This is a genomic window from Citrobacter sp. Cs237 (assembly GCF_030332325.1).
In the GTDB taxonomy this organism is placed as follows: Bacteria; Pseudomonadota; Gammaproteobacteria; order Enterobacterales; family Enterobacteriaceae; genus Citrobacter_A; species Citrobacter_A sedlakii.
Genome location: NZ_JAOWIB010000106.1, coordinates 354,945 through 367,753, shown reverse-complemented (window position 1 = coordinate 367,753; position 12,809 = coordinate 354,945). Strand labels below are relative to the sequence as shown.

The window sequence follows — 12,809 nt, the reverse complement described above, 5'->3', positions numbered from 1 at the left end:
AGTAACCAGACGGAAGGGACACCGCGTACGCGAACTGCCACAGCGTGTGCCGCAACACGGAGACGCAATCATGACCATCGCACAACAGTTCGAACAGAAGGGTATTGAGAAGGGCATCCAAGAGGGTGAACAACGTAGTATTGAAAAAGGCAAACATGAAGTTGCCCGTACCATGCTGCAGAACGGCATTGACCGCAATACCGTCATGAAAATGACAGGTCTGACCGAAGAGGGCCAAGCGCAGATCCGCCACTAATAACCCTTTCCTGGCACTCCCTGTCTGGCCATCAGCGAATACTGGTGGGGCAGGGAGGCACCAGACTCAGGCTCTGCCTGCCACAGCGATTAAACAGCTTCTTTACCCCCGCTACGTTCCCCGTCAGACTCGCTGTCAGCGGATTTATCTGTCGGCCGCTGTCGTCAAAAGCGACATTGAGGTTGCCCCGTGAGAGATAAATGCCATTGACGTCCGCACTGAGCGCCACGGCATTCCGGCCGGACCATTCCCGATCACTCAGCAGACGGTAGTTCCAGTGCATATCTTTGGCTGTTTCCAGCGCATAGGTCAGCCGGAACAGATCGTTCTACTCAGTCAACTCGCCGGTGCAGAAGCGCCAGAGGTAATTCAGTTTGCTGGCCAGCTTCACGCTGACGCCCAGCTGGCGGCCCTGTTTCAGCAGCCACTCGGACATTACGCGAAAAACGACGTTGCTTCAGTGCAGTCGCCAGCCAGCGGGTAAGAAAGAGGTTTTCCTGTGCTGATGACAGCACATCGCCGTTCTGTCTGGCCAGCGCAAGCGCCACTAGGGCACACTATGCCAGATGGCCCGATTTTTCTGTCAGCGTCACTCCGCGCCCTTATCCTTATATTCAGCCCGCAAAATGCTAGCGGTTTCCCGTTAACGTTCATACTGAGTGTAGTTTAAGCGAAACAGTGGCAGAGTGGCATCCGGAAGCACCTGCATCCGCACAACAGTTGTCCCTCGACCTCTACCGGATGCTGAAAACGAAGAATAAATTCCAGTTAAATCAATGGCTCTCTGACGTCAGTCAGAGTGAGCTCGTTAAGCTTCAGCGTGTTGCTACCGGGATGGAAGCCGATGTAACAGCAGTACACGAAGCGATAAGCAGCAGATGGAGTAACAATGTTGTCGAGGGGCATGTAAATCGTCTGAAGATGCTGAAACGGCAGATGTATGGTCGGGAAAGGTTCGAGTTACTGAGACGACGGGTGATAAGTCCTCTGGCAGGAAAATCTCCACCCAAGTTGCGGAAGACCCAGTTTTGCAACGTTGGTAACAGTGGGCTCCTAAATCACCACAGCTGGGTTTACACTTAACCCCGATTTACCTTCGCATAATCAAACGGCGTAATAGCTCTCTCCCGATTCGCATCCAGAAAATCAGCCCACCACTGCAACATCAGCTTGCGCTCATCCAGATGTTCCGCTATATGGATATACGCCGCCCGCACCGAGTTACGTTCCATATGGCTCATCTGGCGCTCCACCGCATCCTTCGACCATAGCCCTGACTCAATTAACGAACTACAGGCCATCGTACGAAAACCGTGACCACAAACCTCAACTTTGGTGTCATAGCCCATCACCCTTAAAGCACTGTTTACCGTGTTCTCGCTCATGGGTTTACGCGGATCATGATCGCCAATAAAGATCAGCTCATGTTCGCCACAGAACCGAAGGCCGGACTCAAAACACAATGTAATAAACTGAAAACAAAGAGAATAAAAAAGAACACATGTTTATGTGCCCCCTTTTGTGCCCCCATGATTTTTTAAGCCCCTTAAGTTCACAACTGATTGGTATTCAAAAGGAAATTGATATTTTCCCCATCGGTTAGGTTCCGATATACGGATCCTAACCGGGGTAATATTGAACATCAGTAAAATTCTTTTTTTCCATATAACTGTTCACACTGTTCACCTTTTCATTTTTCTTTTTAATATCATAACGATAAGTGGTGAATGGTTGGTGAAGAGTGAACAGTCGACTCTTCACCTTTGTGATTTGTGCTCGTTCTGGAACCGTCCGCTCAGGCGATGTGAGGGGTGATAAAAAGTTTTTTCAGGTTTTACTGTTCACACTGTTCACCTCTGGTTTTTTATCAATAATTTCATGGTGATACAGGGTGAATATACGGTGAAGGGTGAACAGTGGATTGTTCACCCTGTGGCAATGGCCAGAAAGGAAAAGACCGGCTGTTGCCGGTCTGAGGTAGGTTATATCGCTGTGGGTTCGTCGCACTTAGGCAGCCAGTCGCCGTAGCTTTCCTCTTTCAGCGACAGGTTAGTCTGTATCCCCTGCTTGGTGTGCCGCTTCTCATAATTCAGGCCGTACTCTTTCAGCATCATGGGCAGCCCCAGCCCGAACATTTTCAGGCTGAGCACGTTTCTGTATCCGTTGGCCTCCATATAGGCCAGATACGCATGATAGAGATATTTACGATAATTACGCGGGATGATGCTGGCATTCCCCATAAACATCCCGTTGGTCTGCGGGAGCATTTCCAGATAGCCGCAAAAATCAAATGTCGGGTCAGCATCGCGCTTGATGCTGAGTGCCTCGTCGGAGTTCTGCTGCGACTGGAGCAGTGCGCGTGCAGTCATCGGGTCGCTGAATTTCTGCATAAGCTGGCGCACAATCACAGCCAGCTCGCGCGCAATTTTATCCCTGAGCTGCGGGTCGCGTTCCTCCGGCGCAATCTGCTCCGGGAAGTGGATAATCACCCGGCGGCGCGACACACCGCCGCTGCGGTCGGTGAAGCGCATGGGGTTGTTGTTCACGGCCAGAATCACCGCCGGAATATGTGTTGAGTATGGGTTCTGGTATTTCGGGTCAACTGAGACCGCATCGCCGCCGGTGATGGCCTTAAGTCCTGCGCCGTCACCGCTCCATTTTTCCTGGTCTGGCAGACGGATAAGCGAGAAGCCAATCAGGGAGGCACGCTTGCGCGGGTCTTCCAGTGTGTCGATATCGGCTGACGTGGCGTTATCTTCCCCGGCGAGCAGGGTCGCAATTTCGGCCAGAATACTTTTACCGCTTCCACCGGGACCGGTGACTTCGAGAAAGAGCTGCCAGTCGTAACGGTTCGCCAGCACCATAAACAGCGCGGCCAGAATCACGTCGCGTTTTTGTGGATTTTTACCGGCCGCACGGTCGAGCCAGCGCCAGAAGTTCGGCGCGTGAGTCTCCAGCGTTTCCCCGTCCACCGGCGGGGTAAAATCCACATCGCACAGCGTGCGCAGCCAGTGCGATTTGTGGTGCGGGCTGAATACGCCGCTTTGGGTGTCGAGTACCCCGTTGCGAAAACCAATCAGACGGCGCGCAGGTGTATCCTGCTGCGGAATAATCAGTTTCAGGGTCTCCACCACCGAGGCGATTTTCCCGGATGAGAACGGGGCGCGTAAGCGCTGGAATAAATCAGCCACATTCCGTGAAAAAGTGGCGGCAGGGATATTTTTCCAGATGCCGTTTTCATAGCGGGACAGGAGCTGGCCGTTCGCATCCACCGCCAGCGCTTCGCCGTAATGCTCATGTACCCGCAAAGCCTTGTCGCTGGCGCTCATGGCGGTAAATTCGGCTTCGCTCATGGTATCAAACGGACTTTGCGCCGGTGGCCGGATAGTGTCATAAATCGCTTTCCGCGTGGCTTCCTCGCCGTACTGCATAAACGCATCATTCCAGTCACCGAACACCGGCGGCAGGGCAACAACGCCTTCACACGCTCCAGCGGCCGCTGCGGCTTTACTCTGGCCGTCGCCGTTAAGGTCACGGTCGGCGGCCAGGACAATCTGACTGGCCGGGTATTTGTGACGGGCAAGGCTCGCCAGAGAAAGGAGGTTCACGGAGGACAGCGCCACCATGACGGTTTCCCCGGTCAGGTGATGCACGGTGAGCGCGGTCGCATAACCCTCCGCAATCCACAGGCGTTTTCCGGCCTGTTTTTTCCCTTCGATGATATGACATGCCCCTTTGACCTGACCGCCTTTCAGGGTGCGCTTGAGACCGTCAGCATTGATAAGCTGAACGTTAACCAGCGCCCCGGCGTCGTCATACAGCGGGACAACCACATCACCGGCGCGGAACGTCACGCCGCCGGTTTTGTGTGTGGCCGTCAGCATGACACACTCATGACCGGGGAAACCCTTACGGGTCAGGTAGGCATTGCCGGTGGCCGGTCGGGTTTTCTCCATGAGCCTGACGGCCAGCGTGGCCGCCGCTTTGCGGTCGGCCTCCGTTTCAGCCTCTGCGACCGCAATCACTTCCGGGGCAACCGGCGGCAGGTTGCCGGTCACGGCATTCACCTTCCCGGCGGCCTCAGACGGGGTCACGCCAAACACTTTTTCTACCAGCTTAAGTCCGTCACCCGCGCCGCACTGGTTACAGAACCACGTCCCGCGCCCCTCTTTATCGTCAAAGCGGAAGCGGTCAGAGCCACCGCACACCGGGCAGGACTGATGGCGGTTTTTAATCACCTTCACACCCAGCGCAGGGAGAATGCGCGGCCAGTGGCCGCAGGCCTGTTTTACCGTTTCTGTTACGTTCATTTTCATTGTTATTTTCTCCCTCAGTGCAGTACAGGCGATGTGATATGACGGGCGCAAAGTTCATCCATCACCGCGAGCCCGAGAAAGGACAGTGAGGGCGCGGCCTTGAGTGGCCCGGCTTCCATTAAATCTTCCAGTAACGAACAGGCAATCTGACGGCCTTTTTCCTCGCCATGCTGACGCAGGTAGAAGCCCTCCAGCTCGGCGGCAATGGCGCTTTCCAGAGTGTCGAGGGTGAGGTGCGGGTAGCGGTGCTGACGTTCGCACAGGGTCAGCCATGCACAGGCCACGGCGCGACGATACAGCGCGGCGCGTAATACGGGCGGTAATGGCTTTTTCATACGTTGCTCTCCCCGGTCAGCCAGTGCTGATTGCAGCGTTCGACCACGCCGTCGAGCTGGGCGGTCATGAGGTAAATCACGGAGGTGAGCTGTAAGTGCTGCGCCGGGTCACGACGAACGGTGGCGCAGTCCTGCACCTGCATCAGGTCGCCGACGAGCTGGCCGACATTGCGCATATGCTCAAGACATTCGAGGTCACGGGCGGTAATGGTGGTGTGTCTCATGCGCGCACCTCCGCAACCGGCAGACGGCCAGCAAACGAGAGGACGTAATCGCGAACGAGAGAAAGGCGTGCGGCGTGCTCATCACCGGCAATGGTGCGGAGCATACAAATACGGGGGGTACGGTCTGCGCGACGAACAGCGGCAAACACAAAGACAAACTGCGGGTGTGATGGGGTGAGGGTCGTAGCCATAGCGGCAACCTCCATAGTTAGCTGATTACAGCTACCACCGAAGTTCTCACGCAATGGTGGTAGCCCAGACGGGGGTGAGAAACCGGCAACTATGGAAACCGGCCAGCCCGAAAGCTGCCCCGCCTGAGCCACCATTATTTTGACGGCGCAACAGACAAAGAACCGTTGCCCGATAAATGGGTGTGCAAAAGCATAGACACAAAAAAAGACGCATGGCGCGTCCGGTGTCGCCACAGTTAAACTCGGGTTCTCACGCCCGGCTGCCGATTTTGCGACAGCGGGAAAACTATACCTGGAAACGGCGAAAAGAAGCAAGCCAGAAAAAGGGGCTGTTTGCTGAACGATCATCATCATGCGTCATAGCCCCGGTTACGTTCGGCAATGCGATCTGCCATCCATGCGGTGATTTCAGACTGCGCCCACGCCACGTTTTTCCCGCCGAGGGAGATTTGTTTCGGGAAGGCTTCCCGGCTGATGAGGTCGTAAATGGTCGAGCGGGACAGGCCGCACAGATGCATCACTTCGGGCAGACGGATAAAGCGCTCGTGAACGGTATCAGAAACCGGCATCAGCGGCGCGGCAGGGGCAGAAGACGGGGAAGAAAAAGCGGTGTGCATCGGGCTACCTCACAAAGTCCATACAGTGCCGGTCGTGTCCGTCCGGCTTCGGGTAGCTCTCTATTTTGTGAATATTTTTACGCAGGGCAACAAGTCATTTTGTAGTACTCCACCACACAACAGAGCAATTTTTATACAGTGGCAAACAGTGACAATTGTTGACAATCTCTGATAACAAAATGGCAAACCGATAATTACTTTTATTTATATACTTACATTATTTAATCGCTAAAAAGTCTAAGCAACGGACTGGTTGAAAAAACCAATGGGTGAACAGTGGTGAACAGACGGTGAACAGTCAGACCTTCAACTGTTCACCCTTTAACTTACTGTATTACTTATATTTTTATTTAAGGTGAACAGTGGTGAATAGTTATAAGTAAAAAAACAAACGGTGAGTAAGGTTTTCCTGCGACCTTTCTCTGGCCAGCCAGTTTTTAAGGTCTGTTTGTGCCAGCATTCTGACAACGGCAATGAATCGTGTTGTTGTGCAGGAGGCGTCAGAATCATTTCAGGTTGAACACACGGAGAACCTGAACATGAAACCCGAACTCATTATCAAAGCCATGCAGACCGTTATCAGTAAACAGGATGAAGGCGCGGAACAACGCATTGCCGGTGCGCTGGCCGCACTTAACGAAGCAAAAGATGCACACACGGCCAGCATGGGTAAACTCAGCGACATTGAGGCTTCCATTCAGCGTTGTGAGCAAGAACGACAGACCGCGCTCAGTGAAAGTGCACAGGCCGAACAGGACTGGCGCAGCCGCTTTCGAACCCTGCGCGGCAACCTCACTCCTGAACTGAAAGCTGAACACAGTAAACGTATCGCCAGCCGCGAACTGGCTGATGAGTTCACCGGTCTGATTACCGAGCTGGAGAAAGACAAAAGCCACGCCATGCTTGGAGCATGCTCCTCCGGTACTGCTTATATCAGCGCCCATGAAAAAGCGTTCACCACTTACGCCAACAGCGAGTGGAAGAAGGCGCTGACCGGTATCAGCCCCGCACTGTTACGTGCCTTTCTGTTGCGTATACGGTCGCTGGAAATGAGCGGAGAAACCTCGCCGCGTGCGACCGTGACCCGCGAGCTGGGCGATGCCCTGAATCTGCAGTCAGCCCTGTATCATTTCGATATGGAGCAGGAGCCGGTTCTGTCCGTAACGGGCATGAATCGCCCGGTCATAACCGGGGTTGATATGGCGCTGTTAAGAAGCCCGGCCAGACGGATGAAGCTTGCCGCTGAACTGGCCGCAAAAGACCACGAACAGGCAGAGGGCTGAATTATGTTTCACTGTCCGTTCTGCAAAAAGACCGCGCACGTCCGTACCAGCCGTTATCTGTCGGAAAACGTCAAACAACGTTATCACCAGTGTACCAATATCGAATGTTCGGCCACTTTCCGCACCATCGAGTCGGTTGACGGTGTGATACGTGCCGCCCCGGAGAAACCCGACCCCGCGCCGGTGGCGCCACCACCGCCGCGTAAGGTGCAGGGCTGCTACAGTTCGCCGTTCCGGCATTAATCAGGAGAGAGACTCGTGACCACTGTGACCATACAGCAGGCCTTTGAGGCCTGTCAGACGAACAAAAATACCTGGCTGAAACGTAAAGCCGAACTGGCAGACCTTGAACGGGAATACCGTGAACAGCTCCTTGCCGGTGACGAACAAATCCCGCGCAGAATGCAGGATTTGCGCGACAATATCGACGTGAAAAAATGGGAGACTAATCAGGCCGCCGGTCGCTATATCCGCTCACATGAGGAAGTGCAGCACATCAGCATCCGCAACCGGCTCCATGACTTTATGCAGCAGCACGGCGCGGAGCTGGCCGCCACGCTGGCACCTGAGCTGATGGGATATCACGAACAAATTCCCGCAGTAAAACAGAGCGCTATGCAGCACTCGGTTGATTATCTGCGTGAAGCCCTGTCGGTGTGGCTGGCCGCAGGTGAAAAAATTAATTATTCCGCGCAGGACAACGACATTTTAACGGCTATCGGATTCAGGCCTGATGCGGCTTCGCGGGATGATAATCGCGAGAAATTCACCCCGGCACAGAACCTGATTTACACCCGCCGACGTGCAGAACTGGCCGCACGGTAGCACGCAAAAAAATCCCCGAAAATTCCGCTATTTTTCCCGAAAAAAGCCATGCATCCATAAGGTGCATGGTTTTGCATGCAAATCCCCGTATTTTTTATCCCACGCAACACCAGTACCGGCGCGGCCTGAGGCCGTTCATGCACCTGCATTAAAAGCGACCTCTTAAACGGGCAGGCGTGGCGGGGATAGCACTGCGCGCCAGCGGTAAAGTATTTATTTAATGATATTTAATTTCGCGGCCTGAGCGCGTCGCTGCGCTGCGCGGGTTCACGGGAGTGCCGGTGGGTGGTGCAGTGCTGTTCGGGGGCGTGATGGGCTTCTGAGGCTGCCAGTTGAGGGGGTAAGTAAAAGCCGCCCGGAGGCGACGGGAATCTGTCATTTCGTCGTTCATTGTATCGCTTCTAAAGCCCCTGACGTATTTGGGCCTGTCGCAATCCGAATCGCCATGCACCTGCATGTAAACCGCCCCACGAAGCGTGGCAGGCGAGGCGGAGAAAGCATTACGCGCTAACGGTGAAAATAATTATTTTTCGCTCACGTAGCGTCATGATGCCTCGACTTTAAGAAATTGCGATGTAATTAATTAATTTTTAATATGGAAGGTGCAACGTGCTAACTTGCAGTTATTCTAGCTCTGAAAATGGAGAGATTTATAACGCCCCAGATCATTATTAAATTGATTCCACTTCTAATCCTTTAACTGGGGTATACTCCCCAACATCTATCACTAACCTTTTACAACCGTTTTGTAATGGCTATATTTTGTTGCTTAAAAGCACTTCTATCCATCTAACTAAATTCGATTCAATTGATATTATTGACCCACTTTAAGATGCACACTTCAATGAATTAAAAAGAAAGTCGAACTCAATACCTTTATATAATAACAACCAAAGGTAAATTGACTTTAGAATAAGATGCAAAGAGATTCAATGGGGAATACCTCCCCATTGAATTCAAGCCACTTCAAATCATAAAGCCGATTTAAATTCTTTAACCCATGAAGACAAAGTTTTTGAGCGACGCTTAGCTGTGTCCACTGCTAATCCATTAGCTTTTTCGATAAGAAACTCTGCAGCGGTAGACTCATCAATTTCGGTGATCTTCTCCACACCACAATATTTCATCCAAGCCCAACCACAATCTGAGTTTTCGAATGCTTCTGCCAGCAAAGATATTTGCTCCTTGGAGTTTTGAGCATAAAAAACTTTCCAGCCAAGAGGTTGGAGAACAAAACCATTAGTTTTAACCAAACCCAACAACTTCGCTGCGTGCTTGTAATAATTTATTTGCCGCGGAGTAATACCCTCAGACTCTTCATTGAATAACTCATTATTACCAACAGAACGAACAAACTTAATAACCCTATGGATATCATCAGCTTGGGGGACAAGCTCACTAGAAAAGTATCTTTGGTTATGCTCTTGAATTTTCTCTTTTTCAGATGCTAATTTTTTTGCATCTATGGTAAATAAAGATGCCCCAGCATTTGACCTAACTTCTAATTTATAGTTGTAAGTTCTTAAACTGGAGAGTAAAGCCTCAAAATCATCCAAATCAACACCAAGACCTTTAATTGCCTCGTAATCAAGTTCAGATGATTTCAAAACAGAAAGAAATTCAATGAAATTGCTTATGAAAACGTCATTATTCTCGGCGATAAATTTTGATTTATAAGAACCTATGGATGAAGTATAAGGTATAAGTGAAAAGTCATCATTACAAATAACTTTGGCTACTTTGTTATATAAAGAATTCCAAGTATTAACAATTTTTTGGATTGGCTCCCACTCAATATTCTTTTCGCTTCGGTCACGATAAATTCTTATTTCATGGACATTATTTAATATCTCTCTCTCATCATTATAGACAACAGAAAACTCACCATCCTCATCTAATGCTATAAAATAGCCAGCTGGCGGAAGCGTTTCTGAGTCAATATCCCGATAAGGAAGAACATCTACTTTGCAGTCAGATAAATCATACGGAGTTGATATAACAATAACATTTTTATTAATAAAAAAATCTCTAACTTGAATAAGTCCAGAATCAAGATTAGAAATCTCTAAGTTATTCATCGGTGCATAATACCATGAATCAAAACTATCAGACTCATCAAACCAATAGACTAAATAGAACTCTTTAGTTTTTGCGCTCTTCGCTAAAAATGTCCTTGGCACATCATAAAAACTATAGATTTTCTCTATAGAAAGCTCACCAAGTTCATTCGTAATTGGTAAGTAATACATAATTAACCTACTATCTTAAAATTATTTTCAATTCGAGTATTTAGTCTTAACCAAGTTTCGAAATGAGATTTTTTATTTGGTTTTGACGCTTTACCATGAACAGGTTCAAGTGTGCCAATTGCAATCTTTTTTTTCCGTAAAGCAGCGTGAAAATTTCTTGCACACTGCACCTGCTCAAAGTCCCTGAACATGGATGTACCATAATCGCTAGGCCTAAGCTTGCCTGTTTTTTTAACGTAAGGTTCCTGGTTATGCCCCACAAAGTCCTTGTCAGTCGGCGGGTCATTTGCCACGATCCGAAAAGCTTCTCCTGTAGCATCGACTGCATCTTCAGGAGGAACATACTCAGGAAAATCAGCCGGCCAAGGATATTCAGAATAATCCATATCAATCCCTCAATTTATCAAAGAGTTAAGCCTCTCAGTCGCAATCCTAAGCGATTCTTTGCTAAGGTCATTACCCAGAAAGAATCTATCATTTTCTAGAGCAGCAACACCTACCGGGCAGGCTCCCATAAATGGATCGCAGACAATTTCACCAGCAATACTACTTTGTTTTAGCAATATTTCCATAAGCTTTGAGGGTTTTTCTGTAGGATATCCCTTCAAAATTCTTGGGCAAGAGAGGACATCAGGAATAGAAAGATCGTTAAGTTTTCGTTTTCCCTTCTCAAAGAATAGAATGAACTCATACTTCGCACGGTAATGGTAGCCCATCCCTATACGTTGTTTATCCCAAACTAAGGGTTTCCAAAACTTAAACCCCACCTTCTCAGCCACCGGCTTAGCGTAAAACGCTGTTTCCTGGTCACAAAAAAGATAAAAATGTGTATTTTTTTTCATGACCCTATAGATTTCTCTAAACAACTCTTCGAATCGTTCATTAGGAAAGATTTCGAACCACTCATTACTTGATTTCGTACTATTTTTTAATCTTGTTGTTGTGCCGACTTTCCGATGTTTTTCAAGTGACTCATAAGCAGGGTCAGTAATGACTAAGTCTAATGAATCATCTTTCAGAGTCTTAAGGAAATCAACAGCATCCATTTGAAAAACATTATATTTATTATTCATTTTTTTTATCACTGTCGGCTAATTATTCACATAAACAATATTGTATATCCATACAGTAATCCTTTCAATCCATCTTAATCTTACTGTGTAGTTTCGAAGTGCGATGTCTTACATGTCAAAATGAAGGCTGAAGTAGATTTACATGCTAAAAGATTTTGCATAATCATAAGGAGTGATGGATTTTTTTATGTTCATCTGAAGATAATCAGCCCACCACTGAACCATCAATCGACGTTCATCCAAATGCTCTGATGTGTGAATGTAAGCCGCACGGACATTATTACGCTCAGTGTGGCTCAACTGACGTTCTATTGCATCATCGCTCCATAACCCTGACTCACCGAGCGCACCACGCGCCATCGTCCTGAACCCATGCCCGCAGACCTCTGTTTTCGTGTCATATCCCATCGCACGCAATGCGCTGTTTACTGTGTTTTCACTCATAACCTTAGTTGCGTCATGATCACCCGGAAAAAGCAGCTCTTTATCACCACTAATCTGCTTTAACTGGGCTAACAAAATCATCGCCTGCCGACTAAGCGGAACGATATGCTCCTCTTTCATCTTCATGCCACGGTATGAGTAACGCACGCCTTTAATTTCTTCTCGCTTTGCAGGTACACGCCAAAGAGATTTATCGAAGTCGAACTCATCCCAACGCGCGAAACGTAACTCACTGGAACGCACAAAAGTTAGTAAGGAAAGCTCAACCGCGATCCGCGTCATTACACGGCCACGATATGCGGCAAGACGAGCAAGAAACTCAGGGAAACGGCTAGAGGGTAAAGCAGGATAGTGTCGTGCTTTGGTTGTTGATAAAGCACCAGCCATATCACTGGCCGGGTTAGAGTCGATGTAATCGTTCTGTACGGCATAACGCATAATGGCCGTGACACGCTGCTGAAGACGCTGTGCGACGTCATGTTTGCCACTGGCATCAACTTTTTTAATCGGGGATAACAGGTGGCTGGTTTTGAGCTGGCGAATGTCGGATGAACCGATATGAGGGAAGATATAAAGCTCAAGATAGCGAAGAACGCGCGATCGATGGTCTTCACTCCAGCGCTTGTTACTGGCATGCCATTCGCGAGCAATGGTTTCGAAAGTATATGCACCCGAATTCTCGGCCTGAGCTTCTTTCTGTTCGGCTTTTGGGTCCATGCCCTGTACTAACAGCTTTTTAGCTTCGTCGCGCTTGGCTCTTGCCTGAGCAAGCGTCACAGTAGGCCAAACACCAAAAGCAAGGCGATCCTCTTTTTTGTCAGAGGGGCGTCTGTATTTCATGCGCCAGTATTTAGACCCCTTAGCCGAAACTTCGAGATACAAACCGCCGCCATCGGCCATTTTGTAGGTTTTGTCTTTGGGCTTTGCGGTCTCTACCTGCCTGGCGTTGAGCTTCATTTTGGGGGCATATTTCTAATCGAAGTTAAGATGCCCCCA

The 12,809-nt window shown here is 49.5% G+C and carries 12 protein-coding genes and 4 pseudogenes; 5 read left to right on the top strand and 11 right to left on the bottom strand.

Annotated elements, in window-relative coordinates; translation table 11 throughout:
- Window positions 1–25: 25 nt before the first annotated feature.
- Window positions 26–256 (top strand): annotated as a pseudogene (locus tag OGY07_RS15155) (Rpn family recombination-promoting nuclease/putative transposase); the annotation flags it as partial.
- Here OGY07_RS15155 and OGY07_RS15150 read toward each other — a convergent pair.
- Window positions 253–804, bottom strand: a pseudogene (locus tag OGY07_RS15150) (DUF2913 family protein). The pseudogenes OGY07_RS15155 and OGY07_RS15150 overlap by 4 nt on opposite strands.
- Before the next feature lie 163 nt (window positions 805–967).
- On the opposite strand from OGY07_RS15150, the pseudogene OGY07_RS15145 reads away from it, so the two are divergent.
- Window positions 968–1,249: pseudogene (locus OGY07_RS15145) on the top strand (transposase); the annotation flags it as partial.
- 86 nt (window positions 1,250–1,335) lie between these two features.
- Here the strand turns inward: OGY07_RS15145 and OGY07_RS15140 are convergent.
- The 6 genes and pseudogenes from OGY07_RS15140 to OGY07_RS15115 form a co-directional block, all read right to left on the bottom strand.
- Window positions 1,336–1,698: pseudogene (locus OGY07_RS15140) on the bottom strand (tyrosine-type recombinase/integrase); the annotation flags it as partial.
- Window positions 1,699–2,238: 540 nt separating this feature from the next.
- Window positions 2,239–4,572, bottom strand: a complete 2,334-nt coding sequence (locus OGY07_RS15135; RefSeq protein WP_148733696.1) for a primase-helicase zinc-binding domain-containing protein — start codon at window positions 4,570–4,572, stop codon at window positions 2,239–2,241.
- A gap of 14 nt (window positions 4,573–4,586) precedes the next feature.
- Window positions 4,587–4,907 (bottom strand): DUF5375 domain-containing protein, encoded by a 321-nt coding sequence (locus tag OGY07_RS15130; protein WP_094316788.1) that lies wholly within the window; start codon window positions 4,905–4,907, stop codon window positions 4,587–4,589.
- Complete coding sequence (locus tag OGY07_RS15125; protein ID WP_001472076.1) at window positions 4,904–5,131, bottom strand: hypothetical protein; 228 nt, start codon at window positions 5,129–5,131, stop codon at window positions 4,904–4,906. The genes OGY07_RS15130 and OGY07_RS15125 overlap by 4 nt, the downstream gene beginning before the upstream one ends.
- A complete protein-coding gene (locus OGY07_RS15120) occupies window positions 5,128–5,676 on the bottom strand; it encodes a host cell division inhibitor Icd-like protein (RefSeq protein ID WP_116311778.1) in 549 nt (182 codons plus the stop codon). Before OGY07_RS15120 ends, OGY07_RS15125 begins: the two co-directional genes overlap by 4 nt.
- A complete protein-coding gene (locus tag OGY07_RS15115; protein ID WP_000556587.1) occupies window positions 5,673–5,939 on the bottom strand; it encodes a helix-turn-helix transcriptional regulator in 267 nt (88 codons plus the stop codon). Before OGY07_RS15115 ends, OGY07_RS15120 begins: the two co-directional genes overlap by 4 nt.
- A 539-nt stretch (window positions 5,940–6,478) precedes the next feature.
- On the opposite strand from OGY07_RS15115, the gene sid reads away from it, so the two are divergent.
- From sid to OGY07_RS15100, 3 genes are read left to right on the top strand one after another with little or no spacing between them, the layout of a single operon-like run.
- Window positions 6,479–7,222 carry a capsid size-determining scaffold Sid gene (sid, locus tag OGY07_RS15110; RefSeq protein ID WP_165383411.1) on the top strand — a complete coding sequence of 248 codons (744 nt, stop codon included), beginning with the start codon at window positions 6,479–6,481 and terminating at the stop codon, window positions 7,220–7,222.
- A gap of 3 nt (window positions 7,223–7,225) precedes the next feature.
- On the top strand, window positions 7,226–7,465 hold the full coding sequence (locus tag OGY07_RS15105; protein ID WP_000468229.1) for an STY4826 family bacteriophage gene regulatory protein: 240 nt from the start codon (window positions 7,226–7,228) through the stop codon (window positions 7,463–7,465).
- Between the two features lie 15 nt (window positions 7,466–7,480).
- On the top strand, window positions 7,481–8,047 hold the full coding sequence (locus tag OGY07_RS15100) for a phage polarity suppression protein (protein WP_148733700.1): 567 nt from the start codon (window positions 7,481–7,483) through the stop codon (window positions 8,045–8,047).
- Window positions 8,048–9,018: 971 nt separating this feature from the next.
- Here OGY07_RS15100 and OGY07_RS15095 read toward each other — a convergent pair.
- The 4 genes from OGY07_RS15095 to OGY07_RS15080 all read right to left on the bottom strand — a co-directional run bounded on the left by OGY07_RS15095 (window position 9,019) and on the right by OGY07_RS15080 (window position 12,770).
- On the bottom strand, window positions 9,019–10,296 hold the full coding sequence (locus tag OGY07_RS15095; protein WP_004177629.1) for a DUF6575 domain-containing protein: 1,278 nt from the start codon (window positions 10,294–10,296) through the stop codon (window positions 9,019–9,021).
- A 2-nt stretch (window positions 10,297–10,298) separates the two neighbouring features.
- Complete coding sequence (locus tag OGY07_RS15090) at window positions 10,299–10,682, bottom strand: hypothetical protein (protein WP_123611198.1); 384 nt, start codon at window positions 10,680–10,682, stop codon at window positions 10,299–10,301.
- A 9-nt stretch (window positions 10,683–10,691) separates the two neighbouring features.
- On the bottom strand, window positions 10,692–11,369 hold the full coding sequence (locus OGY07_RS15085; RefSeq protein ID WP_025983243.1) for a DNA-methyltransferase: 678 nt from the start codon (window positions 11,367–11,369) through the stop codon (window positions 10,692–10,694).
- A gap of 138 nt (window positions 11,370–11,507) precedes the next feature.
- Entirely contained in the window at window positions 11,508–12,770 is a 1,263-nt protein-coding gene (locus tag OGY07_RS15080; protein WP_004177636.1) for a tyrosine-type recombinase/integrase, read from the bottom strand.
- Window positions 12,771–12,809: the final 39 nt, after the last annotated feature.

Coding starts and splice junctions, on each gene's coding strand:
- OGY07_RS15090 (WP_123611198.1), bottom strand. CDS start 10,682: ATGGATTATTCTGAATATCCTTGGCCGGCTGATTTTCCTGAGTATGTT.
- OGY07_RS15105 (WP_000468229.1), top strand. CDS start 7,226: ATGTTTCACTGTCCGTTCTGCAAAAAGACCGCGCACGTCCGTACCAGC.
- OGY07_RS15130 (WP_094316788.1), bottom strand. CDS start 4,907: ATGAAAAAGCCATTACCGCCCGTATTACGCGCCGCGCTGTATCGTCGC.
- OGY07_RS15135 (WP_148733696.1), bottom strand. CDS start 4,572: ATGAAAATGAACGTAACAGAAACGGTAAAACAGGCCTGCGGCCACTGG.
- OGY07_RS15120 (WP_116311778.1), bottom strand. CDS start 5,676: ATGATGATGATCGTTCAGCAAACAGCCCCTTTTTCTGGCTTGCTTCTT.
- OGY07_RS15115 (WP_000556587.1), bottom strand. CDS start 5,939: ATGCACACCGCTTTTTCTTCCCCGTCTTCTGCCCCTGCCGCGCCGCTG.
- sid (WP_165383411.1), top strand. CDS start 6,479: ATGAAACCCGAACTCATTATCAAAGCCATGCAGACCGTTATCAGTAAA.
- OGY07_RS15125 (WP_001472076.1), bottom strand. CDS start 5,131: ATGAGACACACCACCATTACCGCCCGTGACCTCGAATGTCTTGAGCAT.
- OGY07_RS15080 (WP_004177636.1), bottom strand. CDS start 12,770: ATGAAGCTCAACGCCAGGCAGGTAGAGACCGCAAAGCCCAAAGACAAA.
- OGY07_RS15095 (WP_004177629.1), bottom strand. CDS start 10,296: ATGTATTACTTACCAATTACGAATGAACTTGGTGAGCTTTCTATAGAG.
- OGY07_RS15085 (WP_025983243.1), bottom strand. CDS start 11,369: ATGAATAATAAATATAATGTTTTTCAAATGGATGCTGTTGATTTCCTT.